At 61.3% G+C, this 23865-nt stretch carries 30 protein-coding genes; 16 read left to right on the plus strand and 14 right to left on the minus strand.

Annotated elements, in window-relative coordinates; all coding sequences use genetic code 11:
* Window positions 1-18 precede the first annotated feature (18 nt).
* The 3 genes from EV281_RS16110 to dusA all read right to left on the minus strand — a co-directional run bounded on the left by EV281_RS16110 (window position 19) and on the right by dusA (window position 2353).
* Complete coding sequence (locus tag EV281_RS16110) at window positions 19-522, minus strand: GNAT family N-acetyltransferase (protein ID WP_132654070.1); 504 nt, start codon at window positions 520-522, stop codon at window positions 19-21.
* A 168-nt stretch (window positions 523-690) separates the two neighbouring features.
* Window positions 691-1212, minus strand: a complete 522-nt coding sequence (locus EV281_RS16115) for a DUF992 domain-containing protein (RefSeq protein WP_132654071.1) — start codon at window positions 1210-1212, stop codon at window positions 691-693.
* A gap of 103 nt (window positions 1213-1315) precedes the next feature.
* Window positions 1316-2353: a tRNA dihydrouridine(20/20a) synthase DusA gene (gene dusA / locus EV281_RS16120; RefSeq protein ID WP_132654072.1), complete on the minus strand. Its 1038-nt coding sequence runs from the start codon at window positions 2351-2353 to the stop codon at window positions 1316-1318.
* A 287-nt stretch (window positions 2354-2640) separates the two neighbouring features.
* On the opposite strand from dusA, the gene EV281_RS16125 reads away from it, so the two are divergent.
* From EV281_RS16125 to EV281_RS16135, 3 genes are all read left to right on the plus strand, one after another.
* Entirely contained in the window at window positions 2641-2844 is a 204-nt protein-coding gene (locus EV281_RS16125) for a hypothetical protein (protein ID WP_132654073.1), read from the plus strand.
* A gap of 328 nt (window positions 2845-3172) precedes the next feature.
* Complete coding sequence (locus EV281_RS16130) at window positions 3173-3367, plus strand: hypothetical protein (protein ID WP_112706271.1); 195 nt, start codon at window positions 3173-3175, stop codon at window positions 3365-3367.
* 197 nt (window positions 3368-3564) lie between these two features.
* Entirely contained in the window at window positions 3565-4908 is a 1344-nt protein-coding gene (locus tag EV281_RS16135) for a hypothetical protein (RefSeq protein WP_132654074.1), read from the plus strand.
* A gap of 89 nt (window positions 4909-4997) precedes the next feature.
* On the opposite strand, the gene EV281_RS16140 is transcribed toward EV281_RS16135, so the two are convergent.
* From EV281_RS16140 to EV281_RS16160, 5 genes are all read right to left on the minus strand, one after another.
* Window positions 4998-5339 (minus strand): hypothetical protein, encoded by a 342-nt coding sequence (locus tag EV281_RS16140; protein ID WP_132654075.1) that lies wholly within the window; start codon window positions 5337-5339, stop codon window positions 4998-5000.
* A 254-nt stretch (window positions 5340-5593) separates the two neighbouring features.
* The gene (locus tag EV281_RS16145) at window positions 5594-6385 is read right to left on the minus strand and encodes a glycosyl hydrolase 108 family protein (RefSeq protein WP_165911901.1); all 792 of its coding nucleotides are present in this window, start codon (window positions 6383-6385) and stop codon (window positions 5594-5596) included.
* Window positions 6386-6691: 306 nt separating this feature from the next.
* Window positions 6692-9208, minus strand: coding sequence for a CHC2 zinc finger domain-containing protein (locus tag EV281_RS16150; RefSeq protein ID WP_132654077.1), 2517 nt, complete (start codon window positions 9206-9208; stop codon window positions 6692-6694).
* Between the two features lie 93 nt (window positions 9209-9301).
* The gene (locus EV281_RS16155; RefSeq protein WP_132654078.1) at window positions 9302-9703 is read right to left on the minus strand and encodes a helix-turn-helix domain-containing protein; all 402 of its coding nucleotides are present in this window, start codon (window positions 9701-9703) and stop codon (window positions 9302-9304) included.
* Window positions 9704-9797: 94 nt separating this feature from the next.
* Window positions 9798-10073: a hypothetical protein gene (locus EV281_RS16160; RefSeq protein WP_132654079.1), complete on the minus strand. Its 276-nt coding sequence runs from the start codon at window positions 10071-10073 to the stop codon at window positions 9798-9800.
* 273 nt (window positions 10074-10346) lie between these two features.
* Between EV281_RS16160 and EV281_RS16165 the strand changes: the two genes are divergently transcribed.
* The gene (locus EV281_RS16165) at window positions 10347-10967 is read left to right on the plus strand and encodes a helix-turn-helix transcriptional regulator (RefSeq protein WP_132654080.1); all 621 of its coding nucleotides are present in this window, start codon (window positions 10347-10349) and stop codon (window positions 10965-10967) included.
* Window positions 10968-11305: 338 nt separating this feature from the next.
* On the opposite strand, the gene EV281_RS16170 is transcribed toward EV281_RS16165, so the two are convergent.
* Entirely contained in the window at window positions 11306-11839 is a 534-nt protein-coding gene (locus EV281_RS16170; RefSeq protein WP_132654081.1) for a DUF1269 domain-containing protein, read from the minus strand.
* 258 nt (window positions 11840-12097) lie between these two features.
* Here EV281_RS16170 and EV281_RS16175 point away from each other — a divergent pair, with 258 nt between their 5' ends.
* The 6 genes from EV281_RS16175 (at window position 12098) to EV281_RS16200 (ending at window position 17414) form a co-directional block, all read left to right on the plus strand.
* The gene (locus tag EV281_RS16175; protein ID WP_132654354.1) at window positions 12098-12730 is read left to right on the plus strand and encodes a CatB-related O-acetyltransferase; all 633 of its coding nucleotides are present in this window, start codon (window positions 12098-12100) and stop codon (window positions 12728-12730) included.
* 219 nt (window positions 12731-12949) lie between these two features.
* Entirely contained in the window at window positions 12950-15847 is a 2898-nt protein-coding gene (locus EV281_RS16180) for a PAS domain-containing protein (protein WP_245508276.1), read from the plus strand.
* A 184-nt stretch (window positions 15848-16031) separates the two neighbouring features.
* Window positions 16032-16274, plus strand: a complete 243-nt coding sequence (locus tag EV281_RS16185; protein WP_132654082.1) for a DUF1902 domain-containing protein — start codon at window positions 16032-16034, stop codon at window positions 16272-16274.
* 4 nt (window positions 16275-16278) lie between these two features.
* Window positions 16279-16473, plus strand: a complete 195-nt coding sequence (locus EV281_RS16190) for a type II toxin-antitoxin system HicA family toxin (RefSeq protein WP_132654083.1) — start codon at window positions 16279-16281, stop codon at window positions 16471-16473.
* 334 nt (window positions 16474-16807) lie between these two features.
* Window positions 16808-17089 (plus strand): type II toxin-antitoxin system RelB/DinJ family antitoxin, encoded by a 282-nt coding sequence (locus EV281_RS16195; RefSeq protein WP_132654084.1) that lies wholly within the window; start codon window positions 16808-16810, stop codon window positions 17087-17089.
* Entirely contained in the window at window positions 17079-17414 is a 336-nt protein-coding gene (locus EV281_RS16200; protein WP_132654085.1) for a type II toxin-antitoxin system YafQ family toxin, read from the plus strand. The genes EV281_RS16195 and EV281_RS16200 overlap by 11 nt, the downstream gene beginning before the upstream one ends.
* A gap of 16 nt (window positions 17415-17430) precedes the next feature.
* Here the strand turns inward: EV281_RS16200 and EV281_RS16205 are convergent, their stop codons facing one another.
* From EV281_RS16205 to EV281_RS16210, 3 genes are all read right to left on the minus strand, one after another.
* Window positions 17431-17628: a hypothetical protein gene (locus tag EV281_RS16205; protein ID WP_132654086.1), complete on the minus strand. Its 198-nt coding sequence runs from the start codon at window positions 17626-17628 to the stop codon at window positions 17431-17433.
* A 63-nt stretch (window positions 17629-17691) separates the two neighbouring features.
* The gene (locus tag EV281_RS31170; protein WP_165911902.1) at window positions 17692-17829 is read right to left on the minus strand and encodes a hypothetical protein; all 138 of its coding nucleotides are present in this window, start codon (window positions 17827-17829) and stop codon (window positions 17692-17694) included.
* A 47-nt stretch (window positions 17830-17876) separates the two neighbouring features.
* Window positions 17877-18167, minus strand: a complete 291-nt coding sequence (locus EV281_RS16210; RefSeq protein WP_132654087.1) for a hypothetical protein — start codon at window positions 18165-18167, stop codon at window positions 17877-17879.
* A 239-nt stretch (window positions 18168-18406) separates the two neighbouring features.
* Between EV281_RS16210 and EV281_RS16215 the strand changes: the two genes are divergently transcribed.
* The 6 genes from EV281_RS16215 (at window position 18407) to EV281_RS16240 (ending at window position 22687) form a co-directional block, all read left to right on the plus strand.
* Window positions 18407-19030, plus strand: coding sequence for a LysE family translocator (locus tag EV281_RS16215; protein ID WP_132654088.1), 624 nt, complete (start codon window positions 18407-18409; stop codon window positions 19028-19030).
* Between the two features lie 47 nt (window positions 19031-19077).
* Window positions 19078-19890, plus strand: coding sequence for a PhnD/SsuA/transferrin family substrate-binding protein (locus EV281_RS16220; protein ID WP_132654089.1), 813 nt, complete (start codon window positions 19078-19080; stop codon window positions 19888-19890).
* 110 nt (window positions 19891-20000) lie between these two features.
* Window positions 20001-20726: a 7-cyano-7-deazaguanine synthase QueC gene (gene queC, locus EV281_RS16225; RefSeq protein ID WP_132654090.1), complete on the plus strand. Its 726-nt coding sequence runs from the start codon at window positions 20001-20003 to the stop codon at window positions 20724-20726.
* Window positions 20726-21082 (plus strand): 6-carboxytetrahydropterin synthase QueD, encoded by a 357-nt coding sequence (gene queD, locus EV281_RS16230; protein ID WP_132654091.1) that lies wholly within the window; start codon window positions 20726-20728, stop codon window positions 21080-21082. Before queC ends, queD begins: the two co-directional genes overlap by 1 nt.
* Complete coding sequence (gene queE / locus EV281_RS16235) at window positions 21079-21825, plus strand: 7-carboxy-7-deazaguanine synthase QueE (RefSeq protein WP_245508277.1); 747 nt, start codon at window positions 21079-21081, stop codon at window positions 21823-21825. Before queD ends, queE begins: the two co-directional genes overlap by 4 nt.
* 295 nt (window positions 21826-22120) lie before the next feature.
* On the plus strand, window positions 22121-22687 hold the full coding sequence (locus EV281_RS16240) for a hypothetical protein (protein WP_132654093.1): 567 nt from the start codon (window positions 22121-22123) through the stop codon (window positions 22685-22687).
* Between the two features lie 70 nt (window positions 22688-22757).
* Here EV281_RS16240 and EV281_RS16245 read toward each other — a convergent pair whose 3' ends face one another.
* Both EV281_RS16245 and EV281_RS16250 read right to left on the minus strand, forming a co-directional pair.
* Window positions 22758-23141: a limonene-1,2-epoxide hydrolase family protein gene (locus EV281_RS16245; RefSeq protein WP_132654094.1), complete on the minus strand. Its 384-nt coding sequence runs from the start codon at window positions 23139-23141 to the stop codon at window positions 22758-22760.
* A gap of 12 nt (window positions 23142-23153) precedes the next feature.
* The gene (locus EV281_RS16250) at window positions 23154-23753 is read right to left on the minus strand and encodes an NAD(P)-binding domain-containing protein (protein WP_132654095.1); all 600 of its coding nucleotides are present in this window, start codon (window positions 23751-23753) and stop codon (window positions 23154-23156) included.
* Window positions 23754-23865 lie beyond the last annotated feature (112 nt).

The following is a 23865-nucleotide window of genomic DNA, read 5'->3' on the forward strand; positions in this document are numbered from 1 at the left end:
GCCTCCTATATGTCGGTATCAGAACGACAGGACCATACCAATGCGGCGGAACGGGTCGAGGCCTTTTTCGGCTTCGGAAGTAAGGATTGCCTGCAGACGCGGGGAGCATTCGTCTTTTTCGAGGAGCCGAAAGCCAAGCGACACGTAGAAAGGAGCGTTGAAGGGGGCAAAACGATCTGTCGTCAGCGTCGCTTCCGCGAGCTTCCGCGAGCGGCCCTCAGCAAGGAGCGTTTCCATGAGCCTGCGGCCGAGGCCTTTTTTCTGAAAGTCCGGATGGACGTCCATTTCGCCGATGTGCAGGGACTTTTCCGCGACATAGGCTCCGGCATAGCCGACCGGCAGGTCGCTATGATCGCAGGCGGCGTAGAGGAGGGCGTGTTCTAGATAATGCTGTAGTTCCTCGTCGCTGCTGGCTTCAGGCTCCCCGCTGACGGCGCCTGCGGCGCGCAGCGTTTCGAACGAGGCCAGCTCTATCGATCGCAAGGCGTCGAAATCGTCCCGGGTTGCCTGTCTGATCCGCATGTTCGTTTCCGCGTGAGGTCGTGCACCGGATTACGACAATTCCTGTGAAAGGCCAATGGAATTGGGGCGTGACGGCTTGCCCGGGGTGAAACGCGCGACGAGCATTATCTGGGCTGGCAATCGGGAAGAATACCGGCGGCGACAGGGGTGGGCCGCCGCCGGCAGGATTTAACGCGTCGCTCTCAGCTCTAGGCGGGAGACGCCGGCGGCTACATTCACGCCGGTTCCGGTTTCGCCGCTGAGCGGCTGCAATGCGAAATTCTTCGAATTTCCGCCCACCAGGGCGTTCGCTCCGAGGCCGACGCCGACAGCAGCATTGGCGGAGGCGCCGACATAGGTGCCGGCGAGAGCGCCATCGCCGACGCGTGTGGGGGCGGTGTTGAGGACGATCCAGCTGAGGTAGGATTTGCCGGTGACGCCGATATCGAGACCGAGTTTGCCGATCGAGCCCGTGTAGTGTTCGACCCTGCCGGTTTTCTGCTTGAAGCTGCAATCGACCGCCTTATTCGAGCCGATGATCATGCCGGCTCCGCCCGCGACTTCGCAGGAGAGGGTACCGAGACGTTGCCTCGGTTCGTTGGCGACCACCTGCTGGGCGGCATGTTTGGGTTGCTTGTGCTGACTCGCGGCCTCGGCCACGGGAACAAAACCGAGGGAGGCGGCAGCGGCGATAATCATGAGGTTCTTCATGAGCGTTTCCTTTCCTATTCCTTCCTGGAGATAGTCATAAACGCGTTCGATCGAACTTCGTTCAAACACGGAAAGGAACGGAGCGGATTGCCCCTATGTCGCCTCAGGCGCTGACGGCTTCCGCCGTGCCTGCGAAATCCACGGCTGCGAAGGCTGCAGCGATCACTTCCGGGCCAGCATTGGGTTTTGCGGCGTCGGTCGACAGGATCTGGCGGTAGCGGCGTGCGCCGGGCAGGCCCGTGAAGAGGCCGACCATGTGGCGGGCGATATGCTGCAGGCGGCCGCCACTGGCGATATGGCGCTGAGCATAGGCGATCATGCGGTCGCGCAAGGCGTTCCAGTCCGGCTCTGCGGCAGCGGCGCCAAAGAAGCGGTGATCGACGTCAGCGAGAATAGCGGCATTCTGATAGGCGGCGCGACCGAGCATGACGCCATCGACATGCGCAAGATGGCTTTCTGCCTCGTCCAGCGTCTGAATGCCGCCGTTGATGCCGATGAAGACATGCGGGAAGCGGGCCTTCATGCGGTAGACGATCTCGTAATCGAGCGGTGGGATCTCGCGGTTTTCCTTCGGCGACAGGCCCTTCAGCCAGGCCTTGCGGGCATGGATCCAGATCGCGTCGGCGCCGGCTTCCAGCACCTGGGTCATCAGGCTGGGCAATGCCACTTCCGGATCCTGCTCGTCGACGCCGATGCGGCATTTGACCGTGACCGGAACCTTGGCGACTTTCTTCATGGCGGCGATGCATTCGGCAACCGTCTCCGGCGTCTGCATCAGGCAGGCGCCGAAGGTGCCGGACTGGACGCGATCCGACGGGCAGCCGACATTGAGGTTGATCTCGTCATAACCATAGGGCTCGGCAATGCGCACCGCTTCCGCCAGCTTGGCCGGATCGGAACCGCCGAGCTGCAGGGCGACGGGATGTTCAGCGGTATCGAAGGAGAGCAGGCGCTCGCGCGGGCCGTGGATGATGGCGTCAGCCACGACCATTTCCGTATAGAGCAGGGCGTTACGGCTGATCTGGCGGTGAAAGTAGCGGCAGTGGCGATCCGTCCAGTCGATCATAGGCGCAACGGCGAAAACCGGCGCCTTGAAATAGCGCTGGTTCGTCTCTGCTGCAGCCGTCTTCGCCGTGGTCATGATCTCTATTCTTCTTTCGTGCAATCATCTGGTCCCGTGGCCTCATGTCGTGGCGGAGGCCCGATCCTGCAAGCCCGCCATGGCGAAAGGCCGGAGCGGGGCTTGGCGATGGGACGAGGGCTTATACATGAGAGCTGGGGATAAAGCGAGATGGCGTTCGAGGGCGCGGCCGCCACCCGCCGGGAGCAATTTCGTACACTTGACCCACCCGTTGTTTTACAGGAAGGCAACGCCGGACGATCCCCCATCCTCCCGATCTCGGGATCGAGCAAAGGAGTGCGAGCCTGATGGCAGACGATAGCGCAGGGATCAAGGCATTGCTCGCCATGCCCAGGCGAGACAATAGCGCCTATCTGGAAACGCTCCGGCTGGTGCGGGAGGCTTTCGCCGAGGCGGAGGCGGAATTTGACGGCAAGGTGATTGCCACGACAGACAGCGCTCGGGACGAAGCCGGCAATATCGTCATCATGACGGTGATCAGGCCAGCGTAGATGGGCGAACCGCCTGAAATAAAAGGCGATTGAACCAAAATCCTTCTGCCGCGTTTTTGCCATAAACAGGAGGATTTCGATGGACAGCCTGCTTCTGATCGCCATCCTTTGCGGTCTCATGTCTTTCGCCATGGTCTGGATTCAGTCGAGAGAATAGTCTGCTGCGCCAAAGACATGGTGCTTTCCCTTCCTTTTACCGGCACCGCTTATCCTTTGCCGAAGACTCACCCTTGTTATCCCCCTGAAACGATACTCTTGACTTATCCAGAAAAGAGAACAAAATGAGAACAAATAAAACGTTCTCATCTATGTTCTGATGGAGAGTTCGATGGCAGCAAGCCCGAGTTATTCAGGAGCAGCAGACAAGGCCATGGCCTTTGCCGCGCAGCTGCGCGCAGACCGCGAGCGCCACGAGGCGCGCCGGCGGGAAGAGCAGCGCCGCATCGAGGCCATGCGGCCGATCAACAAGCATGTACTGAAGGTTTTCGGCGGGCAGCAGCTGGCGCTGAAGCTGGATAGCTGAGCCCACAACCCACGCCCAGCGGCAGTGATGAGCTGCCGATATTAGGTTCGGCGTGGCTGACGCTACGTGATACCGGAGGTGCCGCTTGTGACGGTGCCTCGGTTATTCCTCTGATATTTTTACCAGTTTTTGAATGGGTCGTAGACGGCCTTGAATTTCAAACATAGAAGATTTGCAACTAATCGGGGTGGGGTTTCATGAAAAAGTTATTGTCGCTGTTGGCTGCGATCACAGTCTTCGCATCCGGCGCAATTGCGCAAGATGCCAAGGAAGATCCCCTGGATACAGTGATCCGATTGACCGGACGGATAGATCCTTTTCTGCAGGCCATTTACCGGGATCACGGGGATGTCGCGCTGAAAGTCTATGCGGAGGCGTCCCATCAAAAATGGGTTGAACAGAGGAAAACCCTTGCGGCTGTCATCGCCACGTATGGCACTCCTGCCCTCTCTCGCGCAGGCGATAGCGCCGTGATTGCAATCATGAACAAGACGGCCGCGCTTGCAGATATCGTGGCCGCTAAATATCCTGAAGGCTGCGAATATTTCTTCACCGGCAATATGCCTGACTGGTATTCCGTTGTCGAAGTCAGAAATGGTCGCATGGATGATCTGCGAGCGAAAACCTATGCTTATGAGGATGGGAAATTCCGAGCTCCGATTGCCTTGATGTCCGGCAAGGAGCGGTACCACGTCATGAAGCGGTACCTGGGGATGACCGGGGGTGAGATACACAAGGCGCTGAAGGCTCCTGCCGGGGTGAGCGACCAAGACATGTGCTCGATCGCGAAGAAACTCTATAACGTACGCGCTTTGCCGAAAGAGCTGCAGGGCGATTGGGGCAGGGCATTGCTCTCGCTCGGTCCGTCCCCGGAGAAGCAAAAGCCTGCCGCAGGTGCGAAGCCCGCATCGGGCGCGGCTGCACAGGAAACGAAGGCCGGCTCGTTCGAAAAGGAGATGAAGGTCCTCGCCGGCATCAATCCTTTCGTTCACGCGGTCTTCATGGATCACGAAGATGAAACGCGGCAGTTGTTTGCCCAGGCGCAAGCCTCGGGAGGCAAGATCGATCCGCGAGCACAAGCGGCCGCGATGGTGGCGAAATATGGCAATCCTGCGCTGTCGCGGGCAAACGATGCCATTGCGATCGATGTCTTGAAGAAGACGGCTGCGCTCAACGAGGCTCTTGCGCGATATTATCCGCAGGGCTGCAAGGATCTTATGAGTATGCGGGTGTCTCAGGCCGCACAGGCCATTCCCCAGATCAAAGAGAGCTATTGGCAAGTTATGGAAGCCAAACGCCTGGCCTATGAGGACGGCAAGTCCCGCCCGCCCGCCGCAGTGAAGCTGACCGCGCAGGATATCTCGCAAATGATCACACAGCACCTGCGTGTGACCGCAGCGGAGGTGCAAAAGCTGACGAATCTTGCCGAACTCAGCGACGAAGAGGCTTGCTCGATAACGATGCGGCTCAATGCGATAGATCCCGTGCCGGAGGCGCAGCGCGGCATCTGGGCGAGGACCGCCATGTCATGGGCCGGTTGATTGCTGCCGATCCGGCGAATTCCCGGTATTCGGCCGCCCGCCTTTCCATTCGCAAGGGCGGGCGCATAAAGACATTCAATACGTCCGCCTCAACCGCCCCGAAAGATCTTGATCAGCCTCGGGGTGTAGCGGTGATTTCTGAGGTCGAGCGTATCCTGATAGGTTATGTCGCCGGAAACGATCGCATTTGTGTATCGGCTGCAGACAGCTTTCGGAGCGTCCTTGTCTGCCACATTCAGTGCGACAGCGGCGTTATGGCGGGCCTTCTTGTCGGAAAAGCCGACCTGCCTGATGCACTCGTCCAAAAGCCCGTTTCTCTGACTCTCGCTGCCTCGCACCACCCTGACAGCTGCATTATATTGTTTCTCGGTCGGCACACAGCCGGTGAGCAATCCGGTGGCAATCAATGTCAATGAAATATAGGTGCGCATGATTATCCCTCAATTGTGCTGCTGACAGCGTGTTATGCTGTGACTGGCGAGGTATCTTTATTTTGATTCTCGTGCTGCGGGAAATATGTTCTTTAATCTATTTATTTTTTCTGCATTAGGTTGAAATTGCGTCGCTGGATGACTTGTGTGTGGCAGCCGGCGACGCCCTTGTTGCGGAGGTAACCAAGGGAGATAAACTGGATGGGCTGATCGGTGAACCGGCGTTCACATTCGAGGCGGACCAGCTTCCGTCGTTACCGCCCGGCCGCCCGGTATGCCTCTGCGCGTTCCTTCTCTCTTACGGCCTTCACGACCAGCACACCCGCCATGACCAGCCCGGCCAGCATCAGCCCACCAAGCAGCAGCAAATTCGGCTCGGATGGTAGTGCAGCGCCCGTACCAGCCCCACCTGAGGTGGTTACCGCAATCGCCGCGCCTGCTTTCTGCAGCGTGCCGGCTGTCTTCTCGGCCTTAATCGCCTCATCCGCCAGCGCCGCCTTCGCATCCACGCCCGGCTGGGCGCGCAGGGCCATCGCCACCGCCTTCGCCTCGATCTTCGCCACACGTGCCGACCAGCCTTTGCGGTAGGTCTTCCAGATCGCCAGGCTTTGCATGAAGCTCAGCCGTTTGGCGCAGAGGGCCTTGATTTCCTTGATGCCGGCGCCTGCGGCCCCAGCGCGGGTGACCGGACCGAATTTGCCGTCGGCGGGGACGCCGATCACCGCCTGCGCGTCGCGCAGTGCGCGGGCGGGGCCGGAGTTGACAGCATAGTCGAAGGTGGCGAGGTCGAGGCCGGCGGGCAGGGCGTCGCCGCCGATTTCGTCCCAGTATTTCGCCTTGTAGATCGGCCTGACGTCGTCGAGCGTCAGGTTGCGGATATCGAGGGCGGGGAAGGCGGCGGCCGAGATGCCGTATTTGGTGCCTTTCAGCGTGCCCTTGCCAATCTTGCCGCCGGTCCAGTTGCCGGGGTCGGTGCGCTCGGTGGAAAGGCCGCCTTCGGATGCAAGCGTGATGGAAAGGCATTCTGGGAAATTGGTGCTGGTCATGCCGCGGTCCTTGTCGATGGGATCGCAGCAACTTTTCATTCGCAACAGTTGAGCCTGTCGCATGATGGCCGGTCAGGGGCGGGATTCAGGCAGGGGCGATGAGGCTCGCGGCGGGGACCGCCGCCTCCGCAACAGGAAGGCGGAGTGGGGCGCGGCGGCCGGCCTTCGAAGGCCGGCTTAACAACTGCGATCCTGCAAAATCGTTCCGCGATGACTCCTAATCATTTTGGGCTAGTTCCGGTGTCGCCGTTGGCCTGTGCGACGAGAGCGGTAGAGCCGGAAATTTCACCCAGCGGAAGCAGAGGCTTAGAACACGTCGGCATAACTCACCGCAGGAGTAGATGCGCTTTCCTTCAGCGTGACGCCTTGCGCGACTGTGCCGTCCGCAAACCGCACCAGGCGCACATCGGGCATGGCTTTCAGGCGCTGGGAGAAGGTGTTGACGGGCGGCAGGAAGCTTTCGCGGTAGCCCTGATCGATCGCCCATTTGCGGAAATCTTCAAACAGTTTTGCGGTGCGCAGCCAGCCGCCGAATGGTTCGGCTTCTGCGGGCACCACGCGGATGTCGAACCATTCGTTCAGCGGATCGAGCAGCAGCCAGGAATTCAGCGCTTCCTTGGAGCTTTCGGGGATGGTGTAGCTGCCCTTGCGCTTCAGCCGCTGGGCGCCGGCGACAGCAAGGCCGAGCAGCAGTTCGATCTCCTCTTCGGCAATGCGCTCGGCAATATCGGGGATGACCTCGTTATCGGGAATGGAGCGGTTGAACTGGATGACGACGAGGCGACGGCGCAGGCCGCGGTCGATGCCGCCGTTGAAGCGGGGCAGGGTGTTGGTGGTGAAGCAATGCAGTGCGCGCGGGATGAAGCTTTCGACATTCCTGTAGAGGCTGCGGCCCTCAAGGGGGTTGCCGGTGACGGCGGCCTTGAATTCCTCGCCGGCGATCGCCGCCCCGCTCAGTTCGTCGGCGACATTCGCGGCCTTGCCGGCGAGATTGACGATGCGCTTCTCATCATTGAAGAAGGCCGGCGAGACTGAGGAGACCGAGCCTTCCGGCAACAGCGCGCGAAAGAGCGAGGCGATGGTGGATTTGCCGTTTCTGGCGGTCTCGCCGAGCAGGATGAAGGCCTTCGGCTGGCGCAGGCGCGTGGCAAGGCCGAAGGCGGCGGCACCCAGCATCTCGGCAACGAGGTCGATCTTGTCGGCGGCATCGGGATCGTCACGAAAGGCGCCGTAAAGTAGCTTGTGCAGCAGCGATCCCTCAGGCGGGTCGCTCTCGGTATGCAGGTTGTAATCGGCCGATATGGTGAAGCGGAAACGATCGTCAGGGTCATGCTCGCGACAGATCACCTTGCCCTTGTCATCGAGGATGATGGTGCAGTTCCGCGCATTGAGGCCGATGACGGGATTGGCGAAGAAACCGGCATCGGTGACGCGCGTGCCGAGCTCATTGACGATGCCGTCGATCATGTGCCGGCCGAGTTTCAGCGGCTTTTCCTTCGGGCCTATGCCGACGGCATCGAAGGCATGTATGGCAAGGCGGATCTTTTGCTCGGGGATGGGCCGCCAGGCGGAGGGGCCGTAGGCCCAGAATTTGCCGTCGGCGCGCACGATCCGCCCGCCGCAGGCCTGCTCCAGATGCTCGTTGAAGATGCGCGCCAGCCAGACTTCGGAGCCGAAAGGCTGACTCGGAAACCATTCCGGCATGCGGTCAATGCCATCGGCGCCCGGCGGCGGCGTCTTCGGCCCCGGCTTGCCCGGCTTTTCGGCCGGTGGTGATCCGGCCGGGGCGGGTGCGCAGCGGCGGATGGTGGCGCGCATGAAGGCATCGAGCTCCAGGCGCGTCCACCCGGCATCGATCGCATCGGCGCAATCCCAGCCGCGGTCGGGAGAGTGGCCCCCCTGCCAGTCGCGGTAGGTGAAGGGTTTGAGATCGGACGCGGCCCCGGCATCTGCAAAACCTGTCAGGCGCACGCGCGCGCCGAGGCCGGAGAGGATCGCTGCGATCTCGTCTGCCGTCGCAAGGCCGGGCACATCGAAATCCGGCCAGATCACCACATCGCGGCCTGATAGCGGCGACCAGTCGGTGTGCTTGACGCCCTGCGTGCCTCCGGCCCAGGACAGCACGGTGCGGCCGGTTTTCTCAGCCAGCCTGTCACGGCATTTTTCGCCCTCGACGACGATCACCTGCTTCGTCTTGCCGAGCGTCTGCAGACCATAGAGCGGGCGCGGCTTGGGAAAGGGATAGCGGCACCAGGTCTCGCTGCCGTCGGGCAGACGGGCGAACATGACCATCGGCGTTTCCTTGCCCCCATCGGCAAGATCGTGGCGCAGCACGTAGCCGGTCAGCGCGCCATCGGCCCCGCGATAGGGAAAGACCATGGATGGAGCGAATGAGCCCCATTCGGAGCGTTCGCCCTTGCGCTTGGGATTATAGAGGCGGATGCGGATGCCCGGCTTGATCGGCTCGGAGGGCGGCGCGACCGGAGTGATGCCCTCATAGGGGTCGCGCGCCGGCTGCCTGCGCGGGGCGATGTTCGGGCTGATATGGCTGTTGCCATCGAGGATGCGGATTGCTTCCGCCAGATCGACGCCCTTGATCTGCTGCACGAAATCCAGGATATCGCCGCTTGCACCGCAGCCGAAGCAATGGAAGCGCTCGATGCCATCCTGCGCTCTGAAGATCGTGAAGGACGGCGTCTTCTCGGCGTGGAAGGGGCAGCAGGCCTGATATTCATGCCCATTCCCTTGCAGCCTGCAGCCATAATGCGCCGCTGTCTCGGACAGCGACACATCGCGGCGAAGCCGTTCGAGATCTGATGGCATGTTGCGGCTCTTGCAATGGATGTTGTAATTATCGCAACACGGCCGGCGCGGTGCGGGCGGCGGCCATGGTTATCGTGTCTTTTCGCGGGAGTTTCAGGGGGCCGTGGCGCTCGGAAACTTGCCCTCCAGCACCAGCCGGTAGCCGCGGCGATAGCCGACATTGGCAATGCCGATGCCGGAGCCTTCCAGCTTCTGGCGCAGGTGGCAGAGCGCCACCTTGAAGGCGAGGTACATCTTGTCCGGCGAGGGGCCGCCATCGGGATCGTCGATATACATGGCGGTGAAGATACGCTCGGTGATGACGGGCAGGCCCTTGCCCTTCCAGACCGTTTGGAAGATGCGGCCTTCCATCGGCGTCAATCCATATTGATCGATGACGATCTCGGGCTGCGGCGTGGTGACCGGCTGCTTGCAACAGGGGCAGAGCAGGGGCTTGGTGATGGCAAGCGGGGCGGGCGCTGCCGATGGGGTCGGGCGTGTCGTGATCGTCTGCATATCGGTCCTCACATGTTTGGAGCGCGCGCCGTCCGATCGGGCGGCCGCCTGATGTCTTCTGTGTTGAGATTGCGGTTCCGGGCGCGGCCGAGCCTTAAGGCGCGGCCATCATCATCGCCCGGATGCGGTCTTCGAAAAGCGCAAGGCGGCGCAGCCGGTTGGCAAGCTGCAAGAGGTCGTCGACGGCCTCCTTGTCGATCACCAGCAGTGTTTCGCCGGCCAACTCGCCGCCGCGCATGACGCAGCGCCCGATCAGCGCATCGATCAGATCCGATTGCGCCAGCATGGAAAGCGGCTCCTTACGCATTCGCTCCTCCGGCATCGGGTGCGAGGGGGCGATCGTCTGCCGCGGCATTCCCGCCTTTGCCATGCCGATCCTTCCCTCCCGCCTTGCGTCTCTTGTTGTTGGAGTTGAGATTATGTTGTCGAAATCGCATCGTCAATCCAAAATAGGAAAAAATACCTATCTTTTGCATCCGAGTGCCAAAAGGCCTGTTTTCCGGGCACAGCAGCGGATGACGGTGCAACCACAGCGGATCAACCATGTGAAAGGTTGACGGTAAAAAGCCCGGTGCGGTTGCTTGCATGGCGTTGCGTTTTTTGCAACAAATCAGCAACGCTGCATATAGGCATGGGGACGCTGATGGCTGAGATCGATGGCGACTGGTTTCATCGCCAGCTGGAGGGCAAGGGCCAGTCGCTGCGCGCGCTCGCCCGCCATCTCGGCAAGGATGCCTCCGCAGTTTCCCGCACCTTCTCGGGCAAACGCCGCATGACGATGGAGGAGGCGGCCGAGATCGCAGCCTTCCTCGGCGTTTCCGTCACCGACGTCATGCACCACGCCGGCATCACCGCGGATCGCGAAGGCCTGGGGCCAAGGATCCCGCTGTCCGCCACGATCGGCGAGGATGGCGAAGTCCGCCCGCTTCCCGAGTCGCAGCCCTTGCCGCAGGCGGTGCTCGACAGGGCGCTGCCCGCCATCGGCGCCAGCCGCCATCACACCATCATCGCCGCCCAGGTGCGCGCCTCTTCCGGTCCGCTTTCGATCTGGGACGATGCCGTGCTGTTCTTCGCGGCAAGCGACGGCATCGAGCCAGGTGCAATCGGGGCGCTCTCCATCTGCGGGCTGAAGGGCGGCAAACAGATCCTCGCCAAGCTCGACCGCGCCCGCAAGACGGGCGAGGCGAGGGTAGTTTCCCCGGCGGGGAAGAGCGAGGAGGTGACGCTGGTGATGGGGGCGCCGGTTCTGGTGGTGATACCGTAGCGACTACGGTGGTGGGCTGGCAGACGAGAAAGTGCACTGATCAGATTACGCAGGAACCTCTCTTGTGGCACCAACGCTTCCTCCCCACTCCGTCATTCCTGTGCTTGTCACAGGAATCCAGCCTGCCCAAGTCCTTGGGCAGGAGAGACTTTTTCCTCTGCGGCAAGCGAGTCATTCACCGCGCGGACGCGTGTGGCTAGATTCCTGTGACAAGCACAGGAGTGACGGAGGGGAAGTATTCGTCGAATTTAGACTGTAGGCGCCGCACTGCATTGACCGACACCTCAATCTGGAGACAGAAGTGCCGGCCGCAAGCTTTGCGCCCGGCATCAGCTTGCTCACGCCGCAGGCATCGTAGCAGCGGCTTCGTTTGCCAGCGCCTTGCGCAGCTGCTCTTCCTGCTCCGGCGAGAGCGAGGTGCGCAGGAGGGTGGCGTGCTCGCCCTTGAATTCGGCCAGAACCTTTTCCGGCTGTACCTTGCGGATCAGCAGGAATAGGGCGGAGCTGTTGATGGGGATGGTGTCTGCCAGCTTCTTGATGAGATCGTCATCGATGCCGTAGTCGGTCATCGTGCCGGCGAGCGCACCAGAGCCGGCACCAACCGCCCCACCGACAACCATGCCGGCCAGCGGATTGAGGAAGAGCAGGCCGACGAGCGTGCCCCAGATCGCGCCGGAGAGGCCGCCGCTTGCAGCACCCGCTGCGGTAAGATTGACGCTCTGCTTGAGGCGCACCTTGCCGGAAGCATCGCGCACGGCGATGACGGCATCCTCGAGATCGACGAGATATTCCTTTTCAAGCTGGACGAGTCGGTTGAGCACGGCATCCGCCTTGTCGGCAGTATCGAAACCAAGCACTACAAGTTCTGACATTGCTTTCCCTCCAGTTGGATTTACAGATGCGGCAGATAGGCGTCGGCGGCGCTCTGTCCATAAGGCGGCCGCCATTTGCTTTGCTACCACCGGCATATGAGAGGGCGATGAAGGGCCGAAGGCAGCGAGCCTCAGTTGCCGACGTGAATCTCGACCGGTGCGGCAGGCGGTGCTGGCCTTGAGAGATTTTGGATACTGCAGATGGATCGGGTATACGGAATCCCGCCTCCGGATTCCCTTCTCAGCAAAGGTCTCTTCATGCCGCTTCTCGATGCGAATCTTGCCTTTCCGGTCACCCATCCCGATGGCCGGGTTTCGAAGACGACGATGTATCTGAAGAATGTCATCGATCATCCGCGTATGGAGATCGGCGATTACAGCTATTTCACCCATTACGGAAAGCTGGAGGAGACGGCCGAGATCCTCGCGCCCTATCTGGGGCCGGGCTGCCGCGAGAAGCTCATCATCGGCAAGTTCGTGCAGATCGCCCGCGGCAGCTATTTCATCACCAGTTCGGCCAACCACCCGATGGGCGGCATCACCACCTATCCGTTCCGCATCTTCAAGCCGGAAACCTTCGGCTACAAGGATCTGCCGGTGAAGGATACGGTGGTCGAGAACGATGTCTGGATCGGCCATGATGCCGTCATCATGCCCGGTGTCCGGATCGGTGCGGGCGCGATCGTCGCTGCCGCATCGGTCGTCACTCGCGATGTGCCGCCCTATGCCGTCGTCGGCGGAAATCCGGCTGCGATCATCCGCATGCGCTTTTCCGTCGAGGTCATCAGCGAGATCCTCGACCTTGCCTGGTGGGACTGGCCGATCGACAAGATCGAGGCCAATCTGCCGGCGCTGGAGAGCGGCGATCTTGCAGCCCTCAAGCGGGCCTGAACCGGTGCCGGACGGGGTCTTGCGGGCCGCAATGCCTGCGACGGCCGGTGCTCTTCCAATTGCGTCCGGCGGCGCTATCCTCGACAAAGACAGGGTATTCTAATCTTCTGACATGATGGGATCAGGTCGAACCATGCCTCCATGCGACCGGACGCCAGCGGCCGATAGCGGCCGCGCCGCCAATCGTTTTCAGCCTCTGCCCGATGGCGGGATGGGCCCATGCTGATGGCGGATCTCTCTCACCGGCGTCTTGGGCTTGCGGTCACCGCCTGCCTCGTCGGCCTTGCGGTGTCCTGGCTGACATTGTCGCCGCTTGGGCTCATCGGTCCTGTCGTCGCGGCTTTTCTGTATGCGCGCGGCCGTGTCGTCAGGCCGGTTTACGTCATGCTGGCGGCGGGTCTCGGGGGCGCGCTTCTGGCAGCCGTGCTTGATGCCGGAATGCGCGAGGCTGCCCTGGCATGGGCGGCTTTCTGTGCGCTTTCGCTGTCTCTCGGGCCGATCTTTTCCGGCAGGATGGCGGAGAGGCTGGATGCCGATGCCGTGCGGGCGGCGAAATCGGTGGAGCGGCTGACGGGCATTGCCTGGGCTACCGATGCCGCCGGAGCCTTCCTCTACGTGACGCCGAGCGTCCTTGCCTTTCTGGGGCTTACCCTGGAAGACTTCAATGCGCCGCTGGCCAACAAGGAATTCGGATGGAAGCGGGCCATCCATCCCGACGATTACGAGGTTGCCGCAGCGCTGTGGCGACGCTGCCTGCAGACGGGCGAGCATTACAGCGTTGACAGTCGCATGCTGCGCCCCACCGGCGGCTATGGCTGGACGCGCAGCACGGGACAGCCGCTGCGCGACGGCAACGGCGTCATCACCGGATGGTACGGTACCGTCATCGATACCGAAATCGCGCCTCCGCGCAACGAACTCGCTGCGGACGATCCCGGTGTTTCTGCCGCCGATATGACGGCATCAGACACCTTGCCGCCAATGGCAGAGGTTCACCCGCATGACAGGGCGACGGTGGAGCAGGCGCGTGCGCGAGCTTTCTTCCACGGCATTCCGCAGGTCAGCAGCTTCCGCAAGCTTCAGCCGGATGGCAGCTACCAATGGGTCGAGTTCCGGGTGGAGCCGAAATATGGCACCAGCGTCGCGGTCGATCCGGCCGTCGCGCGGCAGGACGAGCGGTGGACGACGGCGAGCGAGCTCGGCGAGACCGGCGAGGCGGTGCGCGCCGCACTCGCCATCGAGAACCTTTATGGCGGCGCCTGGGCGATGGATGCATCCGGGCAATTCACCTATGCGACACCGACGGCGCAGACCTCGATTGCCATGGCGCTCGAAGATCTGAACCTGTTGCTCGACGGCAAGCCCTTCATCGAGGGCGGGCGGCAGGGCTGGCAGCGCGGCGTGCACCCCGATGACAGTGAGGAGGCCGCCGCGACGCTGCGCCATGCGCTGAAGACCGGCGAGCACTGGAATTTCGAATACCGGGTGCTGCGCGCCAATGGCGCCTATGTCTGGCACCGCGCCGCAGCGCGGCCGACACGCGACGGGCAGGGGCGCATTACCGGATGGTATGGCGTGACTGTCGATATCGACGCCTACAAGCGCACCGAGGCAGCGCTGCGCGAGCGCGAGCGGCAGCTGCAGCAGCTCATCGACACCGTGCCGGCGCTGATCTGGAGCACGTCGGCGGACGGGCGGCCGATCTATGTCAACAAGCCCTTCATCGAGGTGACGGGCGCAACGCTCGAAGAGATGATTGGGCCCGACGGATTGCCGTCGCTCAGCGTCATCCATCCTGACGATCGGGAGGCGGCGCGGCGGGCGATCCGGCATTCCTTCACCACGGGTGAACCCTATTCCCAGAGATACCGCCAGGCCCGCGCCGATGGCAGTTATCGCTGGACCGACACCAGAGCGCAGCCGCTGAGGGACGAGGCCGGCACCATCCTTCGCTGGTATGGTGTAAGCACCGATATCCATGACATGGTCACCACCCAGGAGGCCCTCAGCGAAAGCGAGCGGTTCCTGCGTCAGCTGGTGGAAACCCTGCCGGCGATGATCGATTGCGCCGATCCCAAGGGCGAGCCGATCTTCCGCAGCCAGCGGCTGCGCGAATTCCTCGGCTATGATCTGGAGGCGCTGGACGGGAGCGGAAAATCCCGGCTGGCCGGCACGCTCGATGCCGGCATCCACCCTGATGAAGTCGCTGATGTAAAGGAGCGTTATGCTCATGCGCTTGCCACCGGCGAACCCTATGCCCGACGGCATCGGCTGCGCCGTTTCGATGGCGAATATCGCTGGGTGGAGACACGCGCGGCACCGATGCGCGACGCCGAAGGCGCTATCGTGCAATGGAACGTCGTCTGCCTCGATATCGATGGCGAGGTGCGGGCACAGGAAAAGCTGCTGGCGGCGCAGGAAAGTCTGGCGCGCGCCAGCCAGGCGGCGAGCCTCGCGGAACTTTCGGCCTCCATCGCGCATGAGGTCAATCAGCCGCTTTCGGCCATTCTGAGCTCTTCGGACGCCTGCCGGCGCTGGCTGATGACGGAGCCGCCGAATTTAGAGCGGGCGCAGAAAACCCTGGAGCGCATCATCATCAGCGCCAATTCGGCAAGCGATGTCGTCAAGCGCGTCCGCGCCCTGTTCAAGCGTGCCGAAGACAAGCGCGATTGCGTCACGCTCGGCCGCGTCATCGTCGAGACTGGCGATCTGCTCGCCGAGGAGGCCGCGCGGCGCGATATTCGCTTCGATATCGACAGCGACGACATCGTTCTGCAGGTTCCTTTCGACCGGGTGCAGATCCAGCAGGTCCTCATCAACCTCATGCGCAACGGCATGGATGCGATGGAAGCCGTTGCCGGAGACAAGCTGCTTGGCGTGCGGGTGCGCAAGGCCGACGGCATGATGCGCATCGAAGTCAGCGACCGGGGCGCCGGCATCGAATTTCCGGACAAGATATTCGAGCCGTTCTTTTCGACGAAAGAGCAGGGGATGGGCATGGGGCTCGCGATCTGCCGCTCGATCGTCGAGGCGCATGGCGGGCAGCTCTGGGCGGAAACGAACGAGCCGCGCGGGACCACTTTCATCTTCACCCTGCCGGCTGAGGCAGAGGCGTGAGGGGTGGGCCTTCGGCGTTCCGGGCGAAGAAAGCCGGGTTTGCCCGGAGATCACGACCGCGGACATCGCTCTACTAAAAATTCACTTTCTTTCCGCTACATATGTGCACATGACACCAGAGCGAGCCACACCGGTGGCGCGTGTACGTGTCGGACAATCCTGTCCGATTTGGAGAACTCATCGTATGAAGCACGTATCGATCATTGTGCGCGCCGAGTGGGATGAAGAGGCTGCCGTCTGGATCGCCAGCAGTAACGACATCGATGGACTGGCCGTCGAGGCCAATAGCCTGGAAGCTCTCGAGCCCAAGGTTATCGCTGCCATAACGGATCTTTTGGAACTGAACGGATTTACGTCTGACCTACCGGAAATCCCTGTCCATATCATGGCTGAGCAGCTCGTTCGCATTCCCAATCCCACCTACTGACCGCATGGCCGGCTATCTCAAGGAACTTAAAGAGTTACTTTTGAAAGCCGGCTGCAAATATGTTCGGCCGGGAAAAGGCGACCATGAAATTTGGTTCAGTCCGATTTCAGATCGCCATTTCACGTTCGATCATGGTGTCAAATCCCGGCACACGGCCAATGAAACGCTGAAGCAAGCGGGTCTTCCAAAAGCGTTCTGAGTTAGACGCTTTCTAGCTGCGGATGGCGGCCGTGTCGCGGCGGCTCAGTCCACGCCTGCCGGCATGGGTAAACCTTCGCTGGATGGGGGGTTGGCTCGCGCAGCCTTATCCTCAGTGACAAATTTCGTGCGGGATTTCGGCGAACGTCTCCTGCCCGGTTATGCGGTTCCGACATCCTCGGTCGATCTTGTCGCGCAGGCGCCTTTTGAAGAGTGAGGGAAATCCAAGGGCGAGGTGAACACATCGTCGGTGAACCGGACTTCGTCGATTATCGTTTCTTGAATATGTTGCTCAATTGGGCTACATACAGATCGAAATGATAAGGAGGCTGAAGATGGCCGCAAACGCGTATGTTCGTGCCCGTATCGACTCTTCCGTGAAGGATGATGCCGCCCTGGTCCTTGATAGCCTTGGGTTGACCACCTCTGATATCATCCGCATCGTCTTGACCAGAATTGCCCGAGATAAGGCTCTTCCGGTCGAGTTGACTCGACCGAACGCCAGGACGATCGCTGCCATGGAAGAAGCAAGAGCAATCAAGGCGGGCCATGGCAAGCACTTCGATAGTGCCGAGGAGCTGATTCAGTCGCTCGAGGGCAGCAAGCTTGCGAAGTGATAAGGACCGAGCGAAGCCCGCCTCCACCAAGCGGGCTTCGATACCGCGACAATCAAACCATACCAAGCAATTTCAAAAGGATTGGGAGCGACTCTCCAGATCCGGCCGATATGACATGGTCGCACTGAAGAGGGTCATTGGTTTGATCGTCGGCAACGATGGCCCACTGCCTGCCGAGATGAAGGACCACGAACTGACGGGTGATTGGAAAGATCATCGAGAATGTCATATCGGCGGCGACTTTCTTCTCATCTACACCGTGGACGAAAGGAAGAACCTGGTGGTGTTCGTTACTGCCGGTACCCACGCCGAACTCTTTGAATGAAGCGTGGTAGACAATTTCAGGACGAGGCGGCGGGCGGTGTCGCTCGCGTTTTCTGGCGCTCGCGGCGTTCGTCCTGCCTGATTTCGCGCTGTCTCAGGCGCAGCCGCTTGCGGATATCCTGAAGCTTTTCGGCATCGGAGGCTTTTTCGGGCGAGGCTCTTTTAGGCTTTGGCGCGCGGAAGAGATTTTCCGCTGCGCGCTTGTCGGCGGTCATGTTGCTATCCTTCCGGGTGTTCGCGGGACGGCCGGAGGGCCGTCGCGCCGGAGCGGGTCGGCACTATTTCTTCTTGTCGCTACTGCTGCTGCTTGCCATCTTGACCTGCATGCCGTGGGCTGCGGCGGGTGCCGCTGCGGCAGAGCGGTCTTTTTTCGGCTTGCGGACTTCGCGGTGGCTACGGATCTGGCCTTTCGCCATGGTTTCCTCCTGATGTGCTGATGCGGGACGGATCTGATATTGCGGCATCAAATGGGAGGGAGTTCGATGCCGGAATGCTTGTCCAGAGAGGCTGCCAATGCGTGACGCGGTTGCCCTTGTGGCAATCCTGGGGAGCGGGTGCGCAGCGCATTCGGGCCGTGGCTGAAATCGGGAAAAGCCGTGAAGGTTCCGGAGGCTCCGAAACTCTGGCCCGGCCGCCCGGCGGCTGCCACTTCGGCACGATCGAGAATGCCGAGCGCCACATTTTCACGGTAACCGGCTGCGCCGGTCCGGATGAGATTGCGCGACAGGCTTGGCGGATAAAAGTCGGAAGACATCGCCTCCTCCTTTCGTTGGGGCCAGGACATGCATTCTGAACCGGCAGCGTCCTGAACCGGCAGCGCCCTTGAAGTGGCTGCCGGCAATCGAATCCTGCGCTCATTCCCTGCTGTGCGCAAGGGTGTTGTCGCGGGAGCCGGGGTCCCGGTGGCCGTCGCGGCGTAAATTTATGAAATATTGCGCTTCCGGCCGAAGCCGTTAATCTGAAAGTGGATATTTCAGGCAATGGAAGGTAAAGATGAGTATTGCTGTTTTGACGACCTATATTTTCGTCGTCCTCGGGCTGATGGTGATTCCCGGCCCGGCGACGCTCCTGGTTCTCGCCCGATCGGTCAGCGGCGGCCGGCGGGCCGGCATTGCAACGGGGCTTGGCATTGCGGCCGGCGACCTCATCCATTCCACCATGGCGACCTTCGGCCTTTCTGCCTTGCTTGCGACTTCGGCGCTCGCCTTCGAAGTGGTCAAATATATCGGCGTGGCCTACCTCATCTATCTCGGATACCGTGCCTTCATCGAAAAGTCCAGCAATCTCGATCTGGCGGCGGCACCCGAGATCAGCCCCGGCAAGGCCTTCCGGCAGGGGATATTCACGGAAATCCTGAACCCGAAGACGGCGCTGTTCTTCCTCGCCTTCCTGCCGCAGTTCATCCATCCGGAGAGCGGATCGGTGATTGGGCAATTCGCGCTGCTCGGCATCATCTTCGTCGTGTTCAGCATCGGCGTGACCTCGGCGCTTGCCTTGGGCGCCGGCTCGGTGCGCGGCTGGCTCGCCAGGAACCGGACGATCGGCCGCTGGCAGGGCAAGGTGATCGGCTCGATCTATATGGCGCTCGGCGTGCGACTGGCGTTGCAGCAGCAGTGAATGCGGCTGAGCGACCCCTGCGGACCGGGACAGAGGTTGGAAACGGCGTGTCTCTCGCCAGCATGGCGATGTATGTCACACCGCCGCCGCTTGCGGCTGCCACTGCCGATCTCTGGGCGTTTCTTCGCGGGGAGCTGGCAGCGGCAGGGGTTGTCGATTTGCCCGAAGCTCTCGATACCGATCTCGCTCATGACGAAGCGTGGTTCCAGCCCAATCTCCTGCTCTCGCAGACCTGCGGTTATCCCTATGTAAAAACCTTGCGGGGCAGGGTGCAGCTCGTGGCAACGCCGGTCTATTGCCATCCCGGTTGCGACGGGCCGTTCATGCGCAGCTTCATCATCCTCAGCAGTAAAAACGCAGCCGGCTCATTGGCGGATCTGCGCGGCGGCATTGCCGCCATCAACAGTCGCGACAGTAATTCCGGCTGCAATCTCTTTCGGGCATCCGTGGCGCCGCTTGCCAAAGATGGCCGGTTCTTCGCCAGCGTCATCGAGACCGGCAGCCATGGGGCGAGCATCGACGCGGTCTCGGAAGGAAGGGCGGATTGCGCGGCGATCGACTGCATCACCTTCGGGAATATCCAGCGTTTCGATCCTGAGCGGCTCTGCGGCGTGCGCATCCTCGCCGAGACTGTTTCCGGGCCGGGATTGCCCTTCATCACGGCGGCGGACGCATCCGGCGAGCGGCTGACGCAGTTGCGGCAGGCGCTTGCTGCGGCCATTGCGGAGCCCGCGCTCGCAGCCGTGCGCGACACGCTGGGACTTATCCGTTTCGAAGTGCTTTCCGATGACGATTACGAACCGCTGTTGAGGCTCGCCGAAGAGGCGATTGCCGGCGGCTACGACGAATTCGGAGCGTAGATATGAAACCTCTCGATGTTTCATATCTGGACATGGCCCCTCCGCGCGTCTAGAAGATGCCCGCTAACCGGTCGCAGCCCACCCGGTTCAACAAAACAAGGGATCCTGACATGAAAGTACTTGTCGTCTGCTCCGGCGGACTCGACTCCGTTTCGCTCGCCTATGCCATGGCGGCGGAGCACCAGCTTATCGGCCTCATCTCCTTCAATTACGGCCAGCGGCACGTCAAGGAGCTGGAATTTGCGGCTCTGTGCGCCCGCAGGCTCAACGTGCCGCACGATATCATCGACATCTCCGGCATCGGCAAGCACCTAACCGGCTCGGCGCTCACGGACGACATCCAGGTGCCGGACGGACACTATGCCGAGGAGACGATGAAGGCGACGGTGGTGCCGAACCGCAATGCCATCATGCTGTCCATCGCCTTCGGGCTTGCCGCCGCGCGCCAGGCCGATGCCGTGGCGATCGCGGTCCATGGGGGCGACCACTTCATCTATCCCGACTGCCGACCGGGCTTCATTTCGGCCTTCGAGACGATGCAGCGCCATGCCCTCGAAGGCTATGCCGATGTGACGCTGCTCGCGCCCTATGTGAACGCGACCAAGGCCGACATCGTCGCCGACGGTTTCAAACACCAGACGCCGTTCGGCGAGACCTGGTCCTGCTACAAGGGAGGGGCTGCCCATTGCGGGCGATGCGGGACATGCGTCGAGCGCCGCGAGGCCTTCCATCTCGCGGGTGTTGCGGACCCCACTATTTACGAAGATCCGGATTTCTGGGTCGCCGCCACTGCCGATTTCAGGGGCGGCGGCTTCAAGGCAGAGGAGGCGAAGTGATGTACCGCATCACCAAGGAATTTCATTTCTCCGCCTCTCACCAGCTTTCGCATCTTCCCGAGGGGCATCAGTGCAAGCGCCTGCACGGGCATAACTATATCGTCGTCGTCGAGCTTGCGGCTGCCGAGCTGAACGAGGACGGGTTCGTGCGCGACTATCATGAGCTTGCGCCGCTCAAGCGCTATATCGACGACAATTTCGACCACAGGCACCTGAACGAGGCGCTCGGCCATGACAGGGTAACGTCGGAATGGCTCGCCCGGCATTTTTACGACTGGTGCAAGCAGCGCCTGCCGGAAACTTCCGCCGTCAGGGTCAGCGAAACGCCGAAGACATGGGCGGAGTACCGGGCATGACCGGCCTGGAAAACACTGATGGGCGGGAGCAGAAGATCCGCATCAGCGAAATCTTCGGGCCGACGATCCAGGGCGAGGGGCCACTTTCGGGGCTTCCGACCGTCTTCGTGCGGACGGGCGGCTGCGACTATCGCTGTTCGTGGTGCGACACGCTGCACGCCGTCGACAGCGCCTATCGCGACGAATGGCTGCCGATGGCGGTGGACGAGATCTGGGCGAAGGTGGAGACGCTGTCCGGGTGCTGTGCGCTCACGGTTTCTCTGTCCGGCGGCAACCCGGCCATCCAGCCGCTGGGACCGCTGATCGAGCGGGGCAAGCGGGACGGCTATCGGTTCGCGCTGGAAACGCAGGGCTCGATCGCCAAGGACTGGTTTGCGCGGCTCGATCACCTCATCCTCAGCCCGAAACCGCCCTCCAGCCACATGGCCTTCGATGTGGCGGCTTTAAGGGACTGCGTGAAGGCAGCCGGCGATGGCCCTGACATCGCGATGAAGATCGTCATCTTCGACGAAGACGATTATGCCTTCGCCAAGTCCGTCGCCGGAGCGTTCGACACGCTGCCGATCTTCCTGCAGCCCGGCAATCATACACCGCCGGTGAACGACAACGATAGGATTGATCTCGACGGTATCCTGAACCGAATGCGCTGGCTGGTCGACAGGGTTACGTCGGACCGCTGGTTCAGCGCCCGGGTTCTGCCGCAACTGCATGTGCTGCTGTGGGGGAACATGCGTGGGGTGTGAGGAGCGGGCTTGGCCGCAGTATCGGCATTTCGCAAAAGGGTATGTCTCCGAAGCGCCGGCCATGTTCATTATCTAGCGTCTCCATGACATGGGAGACGGCGCTGGATCCTCGATGTGCTGGCAACTGTTCCCCCCTTCCGGTGTGGGGAAACACCACGGTTTGAATATTAATACATCTTTCGCTAGAAGTTAATGCGTGGCGGCCCGTCCTCGTCTGTTGGCCCATTCCTGACTTTCGCTCCTCATCGCTCATTCTGGCATCCGAGAACATAAAAATGAACACGGAGATATAGGCTTGCTGTCTTTATTGAGATGTTCACAGGCGGTCCACGGTTTGATGCTTGCCGGCTTGGTGACGGCTATCTGCTTCGCGCTCGCGGGATGCTCGTATAATTTTGTCCGTGGTGTCGAGGGAAGCTATCTCGCAACGGGCACTCCGGTGCTCGGAAAGGTGACCGCGCACAACGAGAGTGAGCAGATGGGGGGAACGATTGAGATCGGCTCGGCCAAAAGCCAGCAATGCAGGGGGCGCTATAGCGTGTCGGAGGTGAAGACGAATTTCTGGAAGCTGGAAACCGGCGAGCGAATCTATCACGGGAAGATCTACTGTCTGGATGGTCGGACAGGGGCGTTTGAACTCATATCGAAGGATAAAGGGAAAACCGGCTCGATCACCGGTGAGATCAATGGCGAGGCATTTCAACTCGATGTGTACGAATCGAAGAGCCGTGGGTGCATGACGGACGAATGCAGATGGGGTTTGAAGTGGACTTACGAGAAAGAGCGCGAGAACATGCGTACCTATTACAGGGTTGTGACTGAACACGAGCCCGGTTCAATGGCTTTAAGGGTGCTCTATTAAATCTGCCCCTATTCCGCGTGCCGGTGATCCGGGTCCCAGGCTCTCCCATCGAATGAGGGCGGCGCCGCAGTTACCGTTTGATCGCCGCCAGCTGCCGCTCGAAGCTGCCAAGGTCAAAATAGTCGCGCCAGACGGTGATCTTGCCGTTTTCGACCGTCAGCGTGCCCATGACCGGCAGGGTGATCTGGCCGCCATTCTCATGGGTGAAGATATCGATGCGCTCATTCAGCACGACATTGCCCGAGACTGCGATCCCGGTAATTTTCCAATCCACCTTGAAGGCGGTGCCGATGCCGAAGTCCGTCTGGAACTTCCGGACGTTTTCGCGACCCACGATATCGGGCAGGGGCACGTTGTCGTAGAGCACATCATCGCTCAGCATGGCGACGGCTTCGTCGATGCGGTTGGCGCTCCAGTGGGCGAAGAAGGTCTGCGCCGTTTCGAGAGGTGACATGGCGCGTCTCCCTCAGCCAAACTTGACGAGGTTCAGCGCCGCCAGCGGGCCGCCGGGGAACTGCGTCAGGGCGCCGCCCACTTTCAGCGGGCCGAGATCGACGCCGGCAAAGCCGAGGCGGGTGATGATATCAGCGACTTGCGACTTCGCCTCGATATCGTCTCCCGAATAAAAGAGCACACGGTTGCCGCCTTCGGCTTTCGGATCGCCCGAGACGAGGTTTGCGAAGAGGTGGTTGAAGGCTTTCACGAGGCGGGCGCCGGGCACGAGATCGGCGACGATTTCGCTCGACAGACGGCCGCCGAGCTCGGCCGGCTTGAAGAGCGGCGCCTCGATCGGGTTATTGGCATCGATCACGATGCGGCCGGCCCAATGCGGCAAGCCTGACAGGGCTGCCGGCAGCTTCGACCAGGGCACGGCGACGAGGACGATATCGGCGCTGGCGGCCTCCGTAATCGTCGCGGCGGTGAGGTGCGGGGCGAGTTCGGCAGACAGCTCGCCGAGCGTTTCAGGGCCGCGGCTGTTGGCGATGGTGGCGGCAATGCCGTTCCTGGCAAGCGCGCGGGCAAAGGCTGCGCCAATATTGCCGGCGCCGATGATACCGATGGACATGGCAAGTTTCCTTTCTGCATGTCGTGTTCGTTTCGATGGAGTGAATATCGTGCCGGCATTCCTCTTTGATTAGCCTGTAATCCGCGCTATCAGCTTCAAGTGTTTCTTGAAG

The organism is Rhizobium sp. BK418, from assembly GCF_004341105.1.
GTDB lineage: Bacteria > Pseudomonadota > Alphaproteobacteria > Rhizobiales > Rhizobiaceae > Rhizobium.